Source organism: Pseudomonas sp. URMO17WK12:I9 (assembly GCF_900230165.1).
Lineage (GTDB): Bacteria > Pseudomonadota > Gammaproteobacteria > Pseudomonadales > Pseudomonadaceae > Aquipseudomonas > Aquipseudomonas fulva.
This window is the reverse complement of sequence record NZ_OCMQ01000001.1, coordinates 864,530-883,195: the sequence shown is the minus strand read 5'-3', so window position 1 is coordinate 883,195 and position 18,666 is coordinate 864,530. Positions and strand designations below refer to the sequence as shown.

The window sequence follows — 18,666 nt, the reverse complement described above, 5'->3', positions numbered from 1 at the left end:
CCGGACACCACCGTTGGCGCCCGGCAGGGTGATATCAATCGCGCGGGCCGCCCGGGGCGATCACTTCCCGCGAGCCGTTGCTGTTCATCGGAGTCACCACGCCAGCCATTTCCATGGCTTCGATCATGCGGGCCGCCCGGTTGTAGCCGATCTTTAGCTTGCGTTGTACGGCCGAAATGGACGCGCGGCGGCTCTCGAGCACGAACTGTACGGCTTCGTCGTACAGCGCATCGCTTTCGGAATCGTCGCCATCGCCACCGCCACTGCTACCTTCAAAGCCGCTGCCGGCTTCTTCGACACCGTTGAGGATGTCGTCGTTGTAGTCAGGGGCACCGCGCTGTTTCCACGCCTCGACCACCCGGTGCACTTCGTCATCGGACACGAATGCGCCATGGACCCGAATCGGCAGGCTGGTGCCAGGCGGCATGTACAGCATGTCACCGTGGCCCAGCAGTTGCTCGGCACCGCCCTGGTCGATGATGGTACGCGAGTCGATCTTGCTCGACACCTGGAACGCCATGCGCGTCGGGATGTTGGCCTTGATCAGACCGGTGATCACATCCACCGACGGTCGCTGGGTCGCCAGGATCAAGTGAATACCGGCAGCCCGCGCCTTCTGCGCGATGCGCGCGATCAGTTCCTCGACCTTCTTGCCGACGATCATCATCATGTCGGCGAATTCGTCCACCACTACCACGATGGTCGGCAGCGTCTTCAGGGCAGGCGGCTCATCCTCCATGCTTTCGCGGCGATACAGCGGGTCGTGAATGATTTCGCCGGCTTCCTGGGCATCCTTGACCTTGCGGTTGAAGCCCGCCAGGTTGCGCACGCCCATGGCGGCCATCAATTTGTAGCGCCGCTCCATTTCCGCCACGCTCCAGCGCAGGGCATTGGCCGCGTCCTTCATGTCGGTGACCACGGGGCACAACAAGTGTGGGATGCCTTCGTAGATCGACAGCTCGAGCATTTTCGGGTCGATCATGATCAGGCGCGCATCTTCGGGGCTGGATTTGAACAGGATCGACAGAATCATCGCGTTCACGCCCACCGACTTACCCGAGCCGGTCGTACCCGCCACCAGCAAGTGCGGCATCTTTGCAAGGTCGGTGATGACCGGCTTGCCGCCGATATCGTGGCCCAGGGCCAGGGTGACCGGCGACTTCTGTTCGTCGTATTGCGGGGTGGCGAGCACTTCGGAGAAACGCACCATCTGGCGGTTTTCGTTGGGAATCTCGATACCCACAGTGGTCTTGCCCGGAATCACCTCGACCACCCGCACGCTGGTCACGGCCAGCGAACGCGCCAGGTCCTTGGCAAGGTTGGCGATACGGCTCACTTTGACACCGGCAGCCGGCTGGATTTCGTACCGGGTGATCACAGGCCCTGGGTGAATGGAATCCACCGCCACTTCGACACCAAACTCCTTGAGCTTGATTTCCAGCAATTGGCCAACGCCCGCCAGGGACTCGGGGGAATACTCGATTTTTTTCTGTTCAGCCGGGTCCAGGATGGAAATCGGCGGCAAGGTGCCTTCCACTGCGCTGTCGATGAATTGCGCCGCCGGGGTTTCTCTGGCAATGCGCTTGACTGGCTCAGGCGCCTTGGCGGCCGACGGTGGCACGATATTGGAGATCAGGGCCGGGGCGGCTACAGGCGCAGGCGCCGAAGGCCGCGCCGCTGCCGGTTCGCGTGTGATCACAGGTTCACGCTGCACCCCTGGGTCACGCGCAACCGGTTCACGCGCGACCGAGTCGCGCATCGTCACAGGCTCACCGCCCAGGGTCGGCTCGCGCGGCTCGGGCTGAGCAGACGCAGGCTCGCGCTTGAACAAGCGCTCGCGCAGAGCAGGCTTGGCCGGCTCACGTGGTTCGGGCGCCACAGGCTTGGCCTTGACGACGGGCTCATCCTCGCGCAGCTGCGCTTCCAGGCGCTTGCGTTCGTTACGCGCCTCCCACCAGCGCGAGGCCGCGCCCTGCACCAGTTCCAGCAGATCCAGCGTGATCTTGCCGGTCATGTCCATGACCTTGAACCACGACAGGTCGGTAAACACCGTCAGCCCGAACAGGAACAGGGCGATGAACATCAGGGTGCTGCCCTGCACGTTCAGGAAGTTGCGAGCCAGATCGCCCAGGCTTTCGCCCAGGGCGCCGCCGGCCGAGAACGGGATGCTTGCCGGCGGATGAAAGTGGATATGGGCCAGCGCAGCCCCGGACAGCACCAGGAATATCAGGCCTATCAATCGCCAGGAGAACAACCAGCCGCTCCAGTCCCAGGGCTGGTGGCGCTGACGGAAAATCTGCCAGGTCTTGATCGCCAGCAGCAATGGGAAGATGTAGGCGAAGTAGCCCAGCACCATGAACAGGATATCGGCGAAATAGGCACCGGCTCGCCCGGCGGCATTCTGCACCTGGTCGACGGTGGCGGTGTGGCTGAAGGCCGGGTCCGAGGTGTCGTAGGTCAGCAGCGCCATCCACAGGTACAGGCACAGGGCGCCGACAGCGATCAGCGCACCCTCCTTGAGGCGATAGTGCAGCTGCTGCCGCCACAGGGGCACGGGCAAGGGAGCTGGGGTTGCGGTGGATTTCTTCAAAACGCGTCTATTCCTGCGCATGGTGCGCGTCCAATAGTGATCGGCCAGGGCCGAAGCCAACGGATCACTACTTTTAACATTACTGCCCGCCAGCCGCCATGGCGGCACGCCGTCTGGGGATCTGGCCGGGGGCGACTTTCCAATAGCTGCAATTTGAGCACGCATTGTCTTCTGTGACAAAGGCTTATGCTGTGTTTTTGCACAGGTGTGACAGCAAATGTGGCTGATGGTGCCGACCGTAGCTGCAATGTATCCGAAATTGCCTGAATGGCTGCGGGACACTGCCTACACCGGCCCTGCCCAGGCCCGCCATTCAGCGGAAGCAACCCGATTGCTTGTGGAGTGGGCGATCACGTATCGCCCACCTGCGGCCGTGAAGCGATTGACCCCATTTCCCCATCGCGCCATGCTGGCCACTCCCCTCCCCTACCGCATGACCGACCATGTTGACCTGGCTGAAACGCGATTCCTTGACCTTCCCTGCGCTGGACCGCGCCCTGCAAGAGCCCAACGGCCTACTCGCCGCAGGCGGCGACCTGACGCCCGAACGGCTTGTTCAGGCTTACCGCCATGGCTGCTTCCCGTGGTACCAGGATGGCCAGCCGATCCTGTGGTGGTCGCCCGACCCGCGCACCGTGCTGGTGCCTGCCCGATTGCACGTGTCGCGCTCCTTGGCCAAGTGGATGCGCCAAGGCCGCTACCAGGTCAGCTTCGACACCGACTTCGCCGCGGTGATCGCAGCCTGCGCGGCGCCGCGCGATTATACAAACGGCACCTGGATCACCGACCCCATGCGCATGGCCTACTGCGAACTGCACGCGCGCGGCATTGCCCATTCGGTCGAAGTTCGTCAGGACGGTGAACTGGTCGGCGGCCTGTATGGCCTGGCCATGGGGCAGCTGTTTTTCGGGGAATCCATGTTCAGTCGCGCGGACAATGCCTCGAAGGTGGGCTTCGTGACGTTGGTCCGACACCTGGAAGCAGCCGGCTTCGTGCTGATCGACTGCCAGATGCCGACCGATCACCTGCAAAGCCTGGGTGCTCACGCCATCAGTCGCCGCGAATTCGCAGGCTACCTGGCCCGCCACCTCGATCAGCCCAACACCGCCACATGGGTTTGCTAGGCGCGTTTTTCACACCTGGCTTACACTTAGGCAAAGTCTCACCGAAGGGGTTGATCATGACAGAGCTGGCGCGGTTGAAGTTTTATGCCACTCAACCCCACTCCTGCAGTTACCTCCCCGACGAGCAGGCCACCACGTTGTTCCTGGACCCCAGCCAGCCCATGGACGTGAACGTGTACGCCGACCTGTCGGAGATGGGGTTTCGCCGCAGTGGCGATCACCTTTATCGCCCTCATTGCCAGAACTGCAATGCATGCGTGCCTGCGCGCATACCGCCAGCACGGTTTGTGCCCAGCCGGCAGCAGCGTCGGATTCTCAAGCGCAACGCCGATGTGACGGTGACGGCTGCACGCCCTGCCTTCAAGGAAGAGTATTTCGACCTGTACCGGCGCTACATCGAGGCACGTCATGCCGATGGAGACATGTATCCACCCAGCCGTGATCAGTTCTCCACGTTTCTGGTGCGCCAATTGCCGTTCTGCTGGTTCTACGAATTTCGCGCCAGCGGGCGACTGCTGGCAGTCGCCGTCTGCGACTTGCTGCCCAATGGCCTGTCTGCCGTGTACACCTTCTACGAGCCTGATGAGGAGCGCCGCAGCCTGGGCAGGTTTGCCATCCTCTGGCAGATCGGCGAGGCGTTGCGGCTCGATCTGGACGGCGTGTATCTTGGCTACTGGATCAAGAACTGCAAGAAAATGAACTACAAGACGCAGTATCGGCCTATCGAGTTGTTGATAAACCAGCGTTGGGTTGCCCTCAACTGAAAGCATTGGCTTGACACACAGTTTTCGGGCATAATCCACGCCACTTTTTTGCCCGGTGCGGTTATGCGTCGGGCCAACACTGGATCCGAGGGCTCTACTGCATGTCGAAAGAAGACAGCTTCGAAATGGAAGGCACTGTCGTCGACACCCTGCCCAACACCATGTTCCGCGTGGAGTTGGAAAACGGGCACGTCGTAACCGCGCACATCTCTGGAAAGATGCGCAAGAACTACATCCGTATTCTCACTGGCGACAAGGTTCGCGTCGAGCTGACGCCGTATGACCTGAGCAAGGGCCGCATCACGTACCGTGCGCGCTAAGCTCCAGCCATGAAAAAGCCCGGCATCTGCCGGGCTTTTTTGTGCCTGCCTGGGTCAGGAAGGGGCCGCATTGCGGCCCCCGAGGCTTACGCCACTTCGGCAGTGGTCTCGTAGTCGAAGACCAGTTCGCCATCGCGCAGGTCCACGTGCACCACCCCGCCGTGCTCGGCCAATTCGCCGAACAAAATCTCCTCGGCCAGAGGCCGCTTGATCTTGTCCTGAATCAGTCGACCCATCGGCCGCGCACCCATCTGCACGTCGTAGCCCGACACCGCCAGCCAGCCACGTGCCGCGTCGCTGACCTCCAGAAGCACACGCTTGTCCTCAAGTTGCGCCTGCAGTTCGATGAGGAACTTGTCGACGATACTCTTGATGGTCTCGGTGCTCAGACGGCCGAACTGGATGATGGTATCCAGGCGGTTGCGGAACTCCGGCGTGAAGCTCTTGCGGATAACTTCCATGGCATCGGACGCATGGTCCTGGTGGGTAAAGCCGATGGACGCTCGCGCAGCGGTTTCAGCGCCCGCGTTGGTGGTCATGATCAGGATCACGTTGCGGAAGTCGGCCTTGCGCCCGTTGTTGTCGGTCAAGGTCCCGTGGTCCATGACCTGCAACAGCAGGTTGAAGACTTCCGGGTGGGCCTTCTCGATCTCATCGAGCAGCAACACGCAGTGCGGCTGCTTGGTGATGGCTTCGGTCAACAGACCGCCCTGGTCGAACCCGACGTAGCCAGGCGGCGCACCGATCAGGCGCGACACGGTGTGACGCTCCATGTATTCGGACATGTCGAAACGCACCAACTCGACACCCAGCGCCTTGGCCAACTGACGCGCTGCCTCGGTCTTGCCCACGCCGGTAGGGCCGGCGAACAGGAACGAACCGACAGGCTTGTCAGGCGACTTGAGCCCTGCGCGCGACAGCTTGATGGCGGTCGCCAGCGAGTCGATGGCCGCGTCCTGACCGAACACGGTCAGCTTCAGATCCCGCTCCAGGTTACGCAGCAGCTCCTTGTCGGAACTGCTGACATGCTTGGGCGGAATACGGGCGATCTTGGCGACGATGTCCTCGACCTGAGGCACGTCGATTCGCTTCACGCGATTGGCCTCAGGCTGCAGGCGCTGGTAGGCGCCGGCTTCGTCGATGACGTCGATGGCCTTGTCGGGCATGTGCCGGTCATTGATGTAGCGCGAGGCCAGCTCTGCCGCTGCACGCAGCGCCTCGTCGCTGTACTCGATGTTGTGATGGCTTTCGAAGCGCCCTTTGAGGCCGCGCAGGATACCGACGGTGTCCTCCACGGAAGGCTCGCTCACATCGACCTTCTGGAAGCGCCGCGCCAGCGCCCGGTCCTTCTCGAAGATGCCACGAAACTCCTGGAACGTCGTGGAACCGATGCAGCGTATTTCGCCCGACGACAACAATGGCTTGAGCAGGTTGGAGGCATCCATGACACCGCCAGACGCTGCGCCGGCACCAATGATGGTATGGATTTCGTCGATGAACAGGATGGCCTGTGGCCGCTTGCGCAGTTCACCGAGCAGCGCCTTGAAGCGCTTCTCGAAGTCGCCGCGGTATTTGGTACCGGCCAGCAAAGCACCCAGGTCGAGTGAATAGACCACGCTCTGGGCCAGCAGATCGGGCACCTGACCGTCGACGATGCGCTTGGCCAAACCTTCGGCAATGGCTGTTTTACCCACGCCGGCCTCACCTACCAGCAGGGGATTGTTCTTGCGGCGACGGGCGAGGATCTGTGCCACGCGCTCGACTTCCTGCTCGCGCCCAACCAACGGGTCGATACGCCCGGCGCGGGCCAACTCGTTGAGGTTGCTGGCGTAGGCGTCCAATGGATTGCTCGAAGAGGTGGTTTCACCGCCCTCATCGTCCGGCATCTCCTGGTCGCTGTCTGAATGCGGCCCATGGCCGGGCACCTTGGAGATGCCGTGGGCAATGTAATTGACCACATCGATGCGGGCCACGCTCTGCTGCTTGAGCAGGAACACAGCCTGGCTTTCCTGTTCGCTGAAGATCGCCACCAGCACATTGGCACCGGTAACCTCGCGCTTGCCGGAGCTCTGGACATGGAACACGGCACGCTGCAGCACACGCTGGAAGCCCAGGGTCGGCTGAGTCTCGCGGTCTTCGTCGCTGACGGGAATCAAAGGGGTCGTAGAATCGATGAACTCTTGCAGATCATGCTTGAGCTTGTCGAGATTGGCGCCACAGGCGCGCAGAACGGTCGCGGCAGCCTCATTGTCAAGGAGAGCCAGCAGCAGATGCTCGACCGTCATGAACTCATGACGCTTCGAACGGGCCTCCTTGAAGGCAAGATTGAGGGTGACTTCGAGCTCGCGGTTTAACATAGCTTCACCTCATACCCAAGTGGTCGGCGATTAACCGTCCTTCTCGATTTCACAGAGTAGCGGATGCTGGCTTTCCCTGGCGTATTGGTTGACCTGCATGGCCTTCGTTTCGGCGATGTCGCGGGTAAACAATCCGCATACTGCCCGCCCCTCGGTATGGACGGTCAGCATGATCTTGGTCGCCAGCTCGCGGTTCAGATTGAAGAACGTTTCGAGCACTTCGACGACGAAATCCATCGGCGTGTAGTCATCGTTGAACAAAACCACCTTGTACATAGGTGGCGCCTGCAGGATCGGCTTGGCTTCCTGAACCGCCAGACCAGCGCCATCGTCCTCGTTGGATTGAGGGCGATCCTGATTGAATGTTAGTCGAATCTGGCTGTGTGCATGCATGGAAAGAATTTCATCACATCGACAGGATAAGGTTATGGGTTGACCCTGCAGCAAGCGATACGGCCTGGCCGCTGCATGACCTTGACTATCGGCAAAACGGTGTTACAACCAATAGGAACACACCGTGGTCAATAAAGATCCGCGCAACCAGCCCGATTTTTTCGAAGGCTCATTGGCGGATGATGTGGATGATACTCCAGTGATGGAGTCCTTGCAGAGGGACATAGGGATGGCAAACGGTAAAGTCAAGTGGTTCAACAACGCCAAAGGGTATGGGTTCGTGGTCGAGGATGGCAAGAGCGAAGACCTCTTCGCCCACTTTTCCGCTATCCAGATGGACGGCTACAAGACCCTCAAGGCGGGGCAGGCAGTTCATTTCGATGTCATTCAAGGCCCCAAAGGCCTGCACGCTGTCAATATCCGCACCCAAGAGGCTGCCCAGGCGCTGCTACCTGACTCGACACTGGCCACCACTGTGAGTGCGTGACGCCGGTACGTCCATCCTTGAAGGATCGCACGCGTGTCGACCACCAGCGTGCGGCCTATCTGTACGCATGAAGTTACAACTCTGTTATCAAGACTTCCCTCCGCTTCTGCACGACCCGCGAGGCTGCCGCATGCGACAACCGGTCACATTGTCGCTACGTCTTTGGTCTTATAAATGGGCCGATATCACTCAGTCTTGATGATTAGGCTGATTGGTTTGATATACTGCCCCGCGACCGCAGGGTCACCGGGGCGATCCCTAGGAAAATGCGGACCGTCCCAGGCCATCTCAGGCCACTAAGCCCGGGTTGTTACCGCAGCTCGGCACTTGACGCTCGACTGATGCATCCACCATCACAGCTCGCAGCCTCTCGACTTTCCGCCCATGGCGCTGCCAGGGCGGTGTGCCTACCCGGTGCACCACGAGACTCGAGCACGCTCAGCACACAGAGAGTTAGCCCGCATGCCCACCCGTTCCAAGATCATCTATACCTTCACCGACGAAGCTCCTGCCCTCGCCACCTACTCGCTGCTGCCGATCATCGAAGCCTTCACCGCTTGCGCTGACATTGCCGTCGAAACCCGCGACATCTCCCTGGCAGGCCGTATCCTTGCAGCCTTCCCGGAGCAACTCGGCGCAGAAAAACAGGTAGGCGATCACCTGGCGGAACTGGGCCAACTGGCCACCACCCCTGAAGCCAACATCATCAAGCTGCCGAACATCAGCGCCTCGGTACCGCAGCTCAAGGCCGCGATCAAGGAGCTGCAAGGCAAGGGCTTCAACATCCCGGACTACGCCGACGAACCGGCCACCGCCGAGGAAAAGGAATCGCGCGCCCGCTACGACCGCATCAAGGGTTCGGCCGTGAACCCGGTCCTGCGCGAAGGCAACTCCGACCGCCGCGCACCGCTGTCGGTCAAGAACTACGCACGCAAGCACCCTCACAAGATGGGCGCCTGGGCGGCCGACTCCAAGTCGCACGTGGCTCACATGAGCCAGGGCGACTTCTACGGCAGCGAGAAGGCTGCACTGATCGAGGCTGACGACAGCCTGCGCATCGAGCTGGTCGGCGCCGACGGCACCACCACCGTCCTGAAAGAGAAAACCGCCGTCAAGGCAGCTGAAATCATCGACTGCGCCACCATGAGCCGCAAGGCCCTCAAGGCCTTCGTCGCCGAGCAGATTGCCGACGCCAAGGCATCGGGCGTGCTGATGTCGGTGCACCTCAAAGCGACCATGATGAAGGTTTCCGACCCGATCATGTTCGGCGTCATCGTCGAAGAATTCTATAACGATGTACTAGCCAAGCACGCGGCTGCCCTGGCCGAAGTCGGCTTCAATGCCAACAACGGCATCGGCGACCTGTACGCCCGCATCAAGGACCTGCCCGCCGAGAAGCAAGCCGAAATCGAAGCGGACATCCAGGCCTTGTACGCCGAGCGCCCTGCCCTGGCGATGGTCAACTCCGATAAAGGCATCACCAACCTGCACGTGCCGAGCGATGTGATCGTCGATGCCTCGATGCCGGCCATGATTCGTGATTCGGGCAAGATGTGGAACAGCGCCGGCGAGCTGCAGGACGCCAAGGCGATCATCCCGGACCGCTGCTACGCTGGCATCTACCAGGCCACCATCGAAGACTGCAAGGCCAATGGCGCCTTCGACCCGACCACCATGGGCAGCGTGCCGAACGTTGGCCTGATGGCGCAGAAAGCCGAGGAATACGGCTCCCACGACAAGACTTTCCAGATCAAGACCGATGGCGTCGTGCGCGTTGTCGACACCAAGGGCAACCTGGTGCTGGAACAGAAGGTCGAAGCAGGTGACATCTTCCGCATGTGCCAGGTCAAGGATGCACCCATCCAGGACTGGGTCAAGCTGGCCGTCAACCGCGCCCGCCTGAGCGATACCCCGGCCGTGTTCTGGCTGGACCCGGCTCGCGCCCACGACAGCGCCATGATCGAGAAGGTGCAGACCTACCTCAAGGACCACGACACGTCCGGCCTCGATATCCGCATCATGTCCCCGGTCGAGGCCATCAAGTTCTCCCTGGCTCGCATCCGCGAAGGCAAGGACACCATCTCGGTGACCGGCAACGTGCTGCGCGACTACCTCACCGACCTGTTCCCGATCATGGAACTGGGCACCAGCGCCAAGATGCTGTCGATCGTGCCGCTGATGAATGGCGGTGGCCTGTTCGAAACCGGCGCTGGCGGCTCGGCCCCCAAGCACGTGCAGCAGTTGGTAGAAGAGAACTTCCTGCGCTGGGACTCGCTGGGTGAATTCCTGGCCCTGGCCGCTTCCCTGGAGCACTTGGGCAACACCTACGAGAACCCACGCGCCAAGGTGCTGGCCCAGACGCTGGACCAGGCAACCGGCAAGTTCCTGGACACCAACAAGTCGCCTTCGCGCAAGGTCGGCGGCATCGACAACCGCGGCAGCCATTTCTACCTGACCCTGTATTGGGCACAAGCACTGGCCGCCCAGGACGACGATGCAGCCCTGAAAGCTCGCTTTGCCCCTCTGGCCAAGGCCTTGAGCGACAACGAAGAAAAAATCGTTGCCGAACTCAACGCTGTCCAAGGCAAGCCAGTGGACATTGGTGGCTACTATGCCCCTGACGCCGACCTGACGGCCAAGGTCATGCGCCCAAGCCAGACCCTGAACAGCGCCATCGCCGCCCTGTAAGGCTCGCTTGACGTAACCCACGAACCCCGGCCACGCACCGGGGTTCGTGCTTTCTGGGCCGCACAACGGCCAACTCGCTCACCCTGGAGCACTGCATGACCTGGCACCCTCATATCACCGTCGCCACCGTTGTCGAAGACAACGGCAGGTTTCTGTTCGTCGAAGAGTTCAAGGCCGGGCGACACGTCTTCAACCAACCTGCCGGCCACCTCGAACCCAATGAAACCCTGGCCCAGGCGGCGCTGCGTGAAACCCTGGAAGAAACGGCCTGGGAGGTGGAGCTGACCGGGCTGGTGGGTATTTACCTGTATACGGCGCCGAGCAACGGCGTGACCTACCAGCGCATCTGCTTTGCCGCCCGCCCTGTCCGGCATCGCGTCGACAGCCCCCTGGACAGCGATATCGAGCGCGCCTTGTGGCTGACGCGTGACGAGCTGCTCGCCGATCCGGCGCGCTGGCGCAGCGAACTGGTGCCTCGCTGCCTTGACGACTACCTGCAGGGCCCGCTGCACAGCCTTGACCTGCTGCGCGACTGACGCGCCGCCGCGGGTTTGGTAGTATCGGCGTTTTTCCTCTTGATCTACATCGGTAACCATGACCAGCCCAGCACTCAAAGACCCCGCCAAGACCCGCGTCATCGTCGGCATGTCCGGCGGCGTGGACTCTTCCGTCTCCGCCCTTCTGCTCATGGAGCAGGGTTACCAGGTGGAAGGGCTGTTCATGAAGAACTGGGAAGAGGACGACGGCACCGAATACTGCACGGCCCGTGAAGACCTGGCAGATGCCCAAGCTGTTTGCGACCGCATCGGCATCACCCTGCACACCGCCAATTTCGCGGCCGAGTACTGGGACAACGTGTTCGAGCACTTCCTTGAGGAATACAAGGCCGGCCGCACCCCGAACCCCGACATCCTTTGCAACCGCGAGATCAAGTTCAAGGCCTTCCTGGACTATGCCCTGTCCCTGGGCGCCGACCTGATCGCCACCGGTCACTATGTTCGCCGTCGCGACACCGGCGAACTGACCCAGCTGCTCAAAGGCCTGGACCCGAACAAGGACCAGAGCTATTTCCTGCATGCCGTGGGCGGCAAGGAAATTGCCCGCACCTTGTTCCCGGTGGGCGAGCTGGAAAAACCCGAGGTGCGCGCCATTGCCGAGAAACACGGCCTGGCCACGGCCAAGAAGAAAGACTCCACCGGCATCTGCTTTATCGGTGAGCGACGTTTCAGCGACTTCCTCAAGCAATACCTGCCGGCCCAACCCGGCGACATCGAAACCACCGACGGTGAAGTGATCGGTCGCCATCATGGCCTCATGTACCACACCATCGGCCAGCGCCAGGGCCTGGGTATCGGCGGCCTGAAGGATGCTGGGGACGAGCCTTGGTACGTGCTGCACAAGGACCTGACGCGCAATGTGCTCGTGGTCGGCCAGGGCAATGAACACCCCTGGTTGTTCTCCCGCGCCCTGCTGGCCTCCGAAATCTTCTGGGTGAACCCGGTCGACCTCGATAGCCCGCGCCAGCTCACTGCCAAGGTTCGCTACCGACAACACGACCAGCAGTGCACCCTGCACCGTACGGCCACCGGTTATCGGGCCGTCTTCGACGAGCCGCAGCGCGCAGTTACCCCTGGCCAGTCGGTGGTGTTCTATGACGGCGAGGTGTGCCTGGGCGGTGGCGTGATCGAAGCAGCCGAGCCGTGGAGCCCACGCTCGTGAACCGCGTGCAGGAACAGTTGATCGCGCTGGGCGGCGTATTCCAGGCAGCCGTGCTGGTGGACCGTATCGCCCGTACCGGGCAGGCCAGCGAAGCTGATATCGGCTGCATGCTGGGCAGCCTGCTGGTGCGTGATCCCAAGGATACGCTGGAGGTCTTCGGTGGCGATGACCTGAACTTGCGCGACGGTTACCGCGCGCTGGTCGGGGCATTGGAGCGCGACCCCAGCAGCCTGCAGCGCGAGCCTTTGCGTTATGCCTTGTCGATGCTGGGCCTGGAACGGCAGCTGAACAAGCGCGGCGACCTGCTCGAGACCATCGGTAACCGCCTGCCGCAGATCCAGTCCCAGGCCGATCACTTCGGCCTGGTGCACGAGAACGTCATCGCGTCGAGCGGCGCGCTGTACCAGGACACCTTGAGCACCTTGCGTCAGCGCATCCAGGTGCACGGCGACATGCGCTTCCTGCAGCAGCCCAACAACGCCTCCAAGATCCGCGCCCTGCTGCTGGCCGGTATCCGCGCTGCACGGCTATGGCGCCAGCTCGGTGGGCACCGCTGGCAGCTGGTGTTCAGCCGACGCAAATTGCTCAACGAGCTGTACGACATGATGCGCACAGCGCCCTGAAACCCAGCCTCACACATTCGGGCGCACAGACGCGAACGCGCCTGGCTGACCACATTCCTTGCAGGAGGGGCCTTGTGCCCCGACGGGCTGCACGGCAGCCCCGACGCGCGCTGACAGAGATCAGTCAATGGCGTTGCTCCGCCACCGGATCGGTGCAGCGCCCACTCAGCAAACCGAGCAGATTGAAGCAACCTTTGGTCAGCCCCCCGACTCCAGCGCATTTTTAATGTATGATATGCGCCCTCCAAAAGCCTGACTGTCCGAGAACACCCCATGCAGCTTTCTTCGCTCACTGCGGTTTCCCCTGTAGACGGCCGTTACGCCGGCAAAACCCAGGCCTTGCGCCCCATCTTCAGCGAATTCGGCCTGATCCGTTTCCGCGCCCTGGTCGAAGTGCGCTGGTTGCAGCGCCTGGCCGCCCACCCGCAGATCAGCGAAGTGCCGGCGTTCTCCGCCGAAGCCAACGCGCTGCTGGACAACCTGGCCACCGATTTCAAGCTCGAGCACGCCGAGCGCGTCAAAGAAATCGAGCGCACCACCAACCACGACGTCAAGGCGATCGAATACCTCCTCAAGGAGCAGGCCGCCCAGCTGCCTGAGCTGGCCAAAGTCAGCGAATTCATCCACTTCGCCTGCACCAGCGAGGACATCAACAACCTGTCCCACGCCCTGATGCTGCGCGCCGGTCGTGACGAGGTGCTGTTGCCGCTGATGCGTCAGATCGCCGACGCCATTCGCGCCCTGGCCCACGCCCATGCCGATGTGCCGATGCTCTCGCGCACCCATGGTCAGCCCGCCTCCCCGACTACCCTCGGCAAGGAGCTGGCCAACGTCGTGTACCGTCTGGAACGCCAGATCGCCCAAGTCGCTGCCGTGCCGCTGCTGGGCAAGATCAACGGCGCCGTGGGCAACTACAACGCCCACCTGTCGGCCTATTCGCAGATCGATTGGGAGCAGAACGCCCGCGCCTTCATCGAAGACGAGCTGGGCTTGCAGTTCAACCCCTACACGACTCAGATCGAGCCGCACGACTACATTGCCGAGCTGTTCGACGCCATCGCGCGCTTCAACACCATCCTCATCGATTTCGATCGGGACGTGTGGGGCTACATTTCGCTGGGCTACTTCAAGCAGAAGACCGTTGCCGGCGAAATCGGCTCCTCGACCATGCCGCACAAGGTCAACCCCATCGACTTCGAAAACTCCGAAGGCAACCTGGGCATCGCCAACGCCCTGTTCCAGCACCTGGCCAGCAAGCTGCCGGTTTCGCGCTGGCAGCGTGACCTGACCGACTCCACCGTGCTGCGCAACCTGGGCGTGGGCGTTGCCCACAGCGTCATCGCGTATGAAGCCAGCCTCAAAGGCATCGGCAAGCTCGAAGTGAACCACGCCCGTATCGCGGCCGATCTGGATGCCTGCTGGGAAGTGCTGGCCGAGCCGATCCAGACCGTGATGCGTCGATTCAACATCGAGAACCCCTACGAGAAGCTCAAGGAGCTGACCCGCGGCAAGGGCATCACCCCGGATGCTCTGCTGAGCTTCATCGATGGGCTGGACATGCCCGCCGAAGCCAAGGCCGAACTCAAGCAACTCACGCCCGCTACCTACATCGGTAACGCGGCTGCGCAGGCCAAACGCGTCTAACGCGCGCTCTGCGCCCAACGCCCGGCCTGGCCGGGCGTTTTTATTCCCGTCTGAAAATTACGTTTTTTCAATAGGTTGAAGATGAATCCTGATACTCCACTGCAGCTGCTGGGCGACATTACAGCCCGTGAATTCATGCGCGACTACTGGCAGAAAAAGCCGCTGCTGGTGCGCCAGGCATTCCCCGATTTCATCAGCCCCATCGATCCGGACGAGCTGGCTGGTCTGGCGCTGGAAGATGAGGTCGAGTCCCGTATCGTGCTCGAGCACGGCGCACACCCGTGGGAAATGCGCCGCGGTCCGTTCAACGAGGACACGTTTGCCGAGCTGCCGGAAAAAGACTGGACGTTGCTAGTACAAGCCGTCGACCAGTTCGTGCCGGAAGTGGCAGAGTTGCTGGAAAACTTCCGCTTCCTGCCCAGCTGGCGTATTGACGACGTCATGATCAGCTTCGCTACCCCAGGCGGTAGCGTGGGCCCGCACTTCGACAACTTCGACGTGTTCCTGCTGCAAGGCCACGGGCAGCGTAACTGGAAGATCGGGCAGATGTGCGACAGCGACAGCACCCTGCTTGAGCACAGCGACCTGCGCATCCTGGCCGATTTCGAGCAAAGTGACGAGTGGACCCTGGAGCCTGGCGACATGCTTTACCTGCCGCCGCGCCTGGCTCACTATGGCGTTGCCGTGGACGACTGCCTCACCTACTCGGTCGGTTTCCGCGCACCGAGCGCCGCCGAAGTGCTCACTCACTTCACCGACTTCCTCGGCCAGTTCCTGCCGGACGAAGAGCGCTACAGCGACGCCGATGCACAGCCAGTCAGCGACCCTCATCAGATCCAGCATGATGCCCTGGACCGCCTCAAGGCGCTGCTGGACAAGCACATGGGTGACAAGGATCTGCTGTTGACCTGGTTCGGCCAGTTCATGACCGAGCCGCGTTACCCCGAGCAGATCGTTGGCGAGGAGTTGTCCGAGCAGGAGCTGCTCAACGCCTTGCAGCAGGGCGCCATCCTGATCCGCAACCCGAGCGCCCGCATGGCCTGGTCCGAGTTCGACAGCGACCTGCTGCTCTTTGCCAGCGGCCGTAGCTGCCCGCTGCCTGGAAAGCTGCGCGACCTGCTCAAGCTGGTGTGCGCTGCCGACGCCCTGCACAGCGAGAACCTCGGCCAGTGGCTGCAGGATGAAGATGCATTGATGCTGATCCAGCAGTTGGTCAAGCAAGGTAGCCTGGGTTTTGCCGATGAATAAGATTCGGGTGCGCCTGGCCGATTGGGTCAAGGACAACGCCGACATTCGCCGCATCCGTGAGGCAGTGTTCGTCGCCGAGCAGCACATACCGGTCGAACTGGAATTCGACTCCGAAGACCAGGATGCCTTGCACTTCCTGGCACTGGAGGGCGACTACCCGATCGGCACCGCACGCTTGCTCGCCGATGGCACCATCGGCCGAATCTCGGTGCTCAAGGACTGGCGCGGCCTGAAAGTGGGCGACGCACTGGTCAATGCCGTCATCGCCGAAGCGCAGGCCCGTGACCTCAAGCCTCAACGCCTCAGCGCGCAGGTGCATGCCACACCGTTCTACGAGCGGCTGGGTTTCAAAGTGGTCAGCGAAGAGTTCCTCGAGGCCGGCATCCCTCACGTAGACATGGTGCGCGAGTCGCACTTGCCTTCTTGAAGCGTGCCAGGCCTGTTCGCATCTGACTCCGGCATGCCGGCGCGACCGCCGCTCTTGTCCCCACAGGAGCGGTTCAAGCTCACGCGCGTACACGTCCCCGTCAGGCGCCGGCTTGCCGGCGACAGGCTGACCGTTAGCCGTATTCAATCGCGCTGCTAACGTACCGATCCTGTGCCGGCTCACATCACCGGCACATCCGGATACGCCTCGCACTGTACATCCATCCACATAAAACTTGCCTACTTCGTTGCGCACCCGCATCCTAGCGCTCATCTCCATCGATGAAGCGTCAATGGTCATGCGGCTGTTTCTGTGTGAAAAACCCTCTCAGGCAAAAGACATCGCCAAAGTGCTCGGCGCCAATCGCAAAGGCGATGGCTGTTGGCAAGGCACCGACGTGTGCGTGACCTGGTGCATTGGCCACCTGCTGGAAACGGCCCCACCCGACAGCTATGACGAGCGCTACAAGCGCTGGAACCTGGCCGATCTGCCGATTATCCCGCAACAATGGAAAATGCTGGTCAAACCCAAGACCGCCAGCCAGTACAAGGCGGTCAAGCGCCTGCTGGGAGAGGCCCGCGAGCTGATCATCGCGACCGATGCCGACCGCGAAGGCGAAATGATTGCTCGCGAGTTGGTCGAACACTGTCGCTACCGTGGCCCGGTGCAACGCCTGTGGTTGTCCGCGCTCGATGATGCGTCGATTCGCAAGGCCCTGGCCCGCCTGCTGCCGGGGCATGAGACCTTCAACCTTTATCACTCGGCGCTGGGCCGTTCACGAGCCGACTGGCTGATCGGGATGAACATGAGCCGACTGTTCACCCTGCTCGGTCGTCAGTCCGGCTACCAGGGCGTACTACCAGTGGGTCGCGTGCAAACGCCGACCCTGCGCCTGGTGGTAGATCGAGACCGCAGCATCGCACAGTTCGTGCCCGTGCCCTTCTGGGCCATCGACGTGCGTCTAAGTCATGCCAACCAGGCGTTCATGGCCCAGTGGCGGGCGCCGGAGGACGTCTGCGACGACCAGGGTCGGTGCCTTAACCAGGCGTTGGCGCAGCAAGCGGCCGCTGCCATCGAGCAGGCCGGCGTTGCCCAGGCCGTGAAAGTCGCAACGGAACGGGTGCGCGAAGCCGCGCCCCTGCCCTTTGACCTCGGTACTCTGCAAGAGCTGTGCTCGAAGAAGTTCGGCCTCGGCGCCCAGGAAACCCTGGATATCGCCCAGGCGCTGTACGAGACTCACAAGCTGATTACCTACCCGCGCAGCGACTGCGGTTACCTGCCGATGAGCCAGCATGGGGAAGCGCCCGCCATTCTTGCGGCGCTACAGCGGGCTGATGCCAGCCTGGCGCCCTTGCAACCTCATCTGCAACCCCAGCGCCGTTCACGCGCCTGGAACGATGCCAAGGTCAGTGCCCACCATGGCATCATACCGACGGTCGCCGCCAGCGACCCAGGGCGCCTGCCGGCCAAGCACAAGTCGGTGTATACCCTGATCCGCGCGCGCTACCTGGCGCAGTTTCTACCTCACCATGAGTACGACCGCACCCAGGCCGACTTCGACTGCGCCGGTCATGCCTTGCGCGCCGTGGGCAAGCAGATCGTCGAGCCAGGCTGGCGTCGCGCCCTGCCGGAGGCCTTGACGCCGGCCAAGGGCCGCGAAGCCGCCCCGCCCCAGGTACTCCCGGCGTTGCGCGAAGGCCAAGCGTGCTCGGTCCAGGATGTCCAGCTCAAAGACCTGTGGACCCAACCCCCCAAGCCCTTTACCGAAGGCGACCTGATCAAGGCCATGAAGAACGTGGCCAAGCTGGTGGACGACCCTCGGCTCAAACAAAAGCTCAAGGAAACCACTGGGATCGGTACCGAAGCCACCCGTGCCAGCATCATCCAGGGCCTGCTGGACCGGGGCTACCTGGTCAAGAACGGCAAGGCCCTGGCAGCAACGCCTGCTGCCTTCAGCCTGATAGACGCTGTCCCCCGTGCTATCGCCGACCCCGGCACCACTGCCATCTGGGAGCAAGCACTGGACATGGTGCAAAGCGGCGACATGAGTCTGGAGGAATTCGTGGCCCGGCAATCGGCCTGGATGGGCAAGCTGGTAGAACGTTGCAGCGGCCTGCGCATGACCATTACCGGCCCGGCGGCGGGCACAGCCCCGCCCTGGAAGAAAAAGCGCAGAAGCGGCGGCAAGGTCCGGTCAAGTTCAGGCAAGGCAGCAGGTGCCAAAGGTGGCGCAGGTAAAGCCAGGCAACCGAGGAAGAAGTCCACCTGAGCCTGTGGATGCA

The 18,666-nt window shown here is 62.0% G+C and carries 15 protein-coding genes; 12 read left to right on the top strand and 3 right to left on the bottom strand.

Annotated features, from left to right (window positions below):
- Positions 1 to 34: 34 nt before the first annotated feature.
- Positions 35 to 2,590: a DNA translocase FtsK gene (locus tag CRP40_RS03840; protein WP_176505833.1), complete on the bottom strand. Its 2,556-nt coding sequence runs from the start codon at positions 2,588 to 2,590 to the stop codon at positions 35 to 37.
- A gap of 443 nt (positions 2,591 to 3,033) precedes the next feature.
- Between CRP40_RS03840 and aat the strand changes: the two genes are divergently transcribed.
- The 3 genes from aat to infA all read left to right on the top strand — a co-directional run bounded on the left by aat (position 3,034) and on the right by infA (position 4,798).
- Positions 3,034 to 3,714, top strand: coding sequence for a leucyl/phenylalanyl-tRNA--protein transferase (gene aat / locus CRP40_RS03835; RefSeq protein WP_027916186.1), 681 nt, complete (start codon positions 3,034 to 3,036; stop codon positions 3,712 to 3,714).
- 56 nt (positions 3,715 to 3,770) lie between these two features.
- Positions 3,771 to 4,478, top strand: coding sequence for an arginyltransferase (locus CRP40_RS03830; protein ID WP_027916187.1), 708 nt, complete (start codon positions 3,771 to 3,773; stop codon positions 4,476 to 4,478).
- Between the two features lie 101 nt (positions 4,479 to 4,579).
- A complete protein-coding gene (infA, locus tag CRP40_RS03825; RefSeq protein ID WP_002553999.1) occupies positions 4,580 to 4,798 on the top strand; it encodes a translation initiation factor IF-1 in 219 nt (72 codons plus the stop codon).
- Between the two features lie 86 nt (positions 4,799 to 4,884).
- On the opposite strand, the gene clpA is transcribed toward infA, so the two are convergent.
- Positions 4,885 to 7,155: an ATP-dependent Clp protease ATP-binding subunit ClpA gene (gene clpA, locus CRP40_RS03820; protein ID WP_023534842.1), complete on the bottom strand. Its 2,271-nt coding sequence runs from the start codon at positions 7,153 to 7,155 to the stop codon at positions 4,885 to 4,887.
- 30 nt (positions 7,156 to 7,185) lie between these two features.
- Positions 7,186 to 7,548: an ATP-dependent Clp protease adapter ClpS gene (clpS, locus tag CRP40_RS03815; RefSeq protein ID WP_023534830.1), complete on the bottom strand. Its 363-nt coding sequence runs from the start codon at positions 7,546 to 7,548 to the stop codon at positions 7,186 to 7,188.
- Positions 7,549 to 7,777: 229 nt separating this feature from the next.
- Between clpS and cspD the strand changes: the two genes are divergently transcribed.
- From cspD to CRP40_RS03770, 9 genes are all read left to right on the top strand, one after another.
- On the top strand, positions 7,778 to 8,035 hold the full coding sequence (cspD, locus tag CRP40_RS03810) for a cold shock domain-containing protein CspD (protein WP_088523364.1): 258 nt from the start codon (positions 7,778 to 7,780) through the stop codon (positions 8,033 to 8,035).
- Positions 8,036 to 8,497: 462 nt separating this feature from the next.
- Positions 8,498 to 10,723, top strand: a complete 2,226-nt coding sequence (locus CRP40_RS03805) for an NADP-dependent isocitrate dehydrogenase (protein WP_027916189.1) — start codon at positions 8,498 to 8,500, stop codon at positions 10,721 to 10,723.
- A 95-nt stretch (positions 10,724 to 10,818) separates the two neighbouring features.
- Positions 10,819 to 11,259 carry an NUDIX hydrolase gene (locus CRP40_RS03800; protein ID WP_027916190.1) on the top strand — a complete coding sequence of 147 codons (441 nt, stop codon included), beginning with the start codon at positions 10,819 to 10,821 and terminating at the stop codon, positions 11,257 to 11,259.
- Positions 11,260 to 11,317: 58 nt separating this feature from the next.
- A complete protein-coding gene (gene mnmA, locus CRP40_RS03795) occupies positions 11,318 to 12,442 on the top strand; it encodes a tRNA 2-thiouridine(34) synthase MnmA (protein WP_027916191.1) in 1,125 nt (374 codons plus the stop codon).
- Positions 12,439 to 13,065: a high frequency lysogenization protein HflD gene (gene hflD, locus CRP40_RS03790; protein WP_027916192.1), complete on the top strand. Its 627-nt coding sequence runs from the start codon at positions 12,439 to 12,441 to the stop codon at positions 13,063 to 13,065. Before mnmA ends, hflD begins: the two co-directional genes overlap by 4 nt.
- 273 nt (positions 13,066 to 13,338) lie before the next feature.
- Positions 13,339 to 14,709, top strand: a complete 1,371-nt coding sequence (gene purB, locus CRP40_RS03785; protein WP_027916193.1) for an adenylosuccinate lyase — start codon at positions 13,339 to 13,341, stop codon at positions 14,707 to 14,709.
- 81 nt (positions 14,710 to 14,790) lie between these two features.
- Positions 14,791 to 15,957: a cupin domain-containing protein gene (locus CRP40_RS03780; protein WP_027916194.1), complete on the top strand. Its 1,167-nt coding sequence runs from the start codon at positions 14,791 to 14,793 to the stop codon at positions 15,955 to 15,957.
- Positions 15,950 to 16,384, top strand: coding sequence for a GNAT family N-acetyltransferase (locus CRP40_RS03775; RefSeq protein WP_027916195.1), 435 nt, complete (start codon positions 15,950 to 15,952; stop codon positions 16,382 to 16,384). The genes CRP40_RS03780 and CRP40_RS03775 overlap by 8 nt, the downstream gene beginning before the upstream one ends.
- Positions 16,385 to 16,682: 298 nt before the next feature.
- Positions 16,683 to 18,653: a DNA topoisomerase III gene (locus CRP40_RS03770; protein WP_027916196.1), complete on the top strand. Its 1,971-nt coding sequence runs from the start codon at positions 16,683 to 16,685 to the stop codon at positions 18,651 to 18,653.
- Positions 18,654 to 18,666 lie beyond the last annotated feature (13 nt).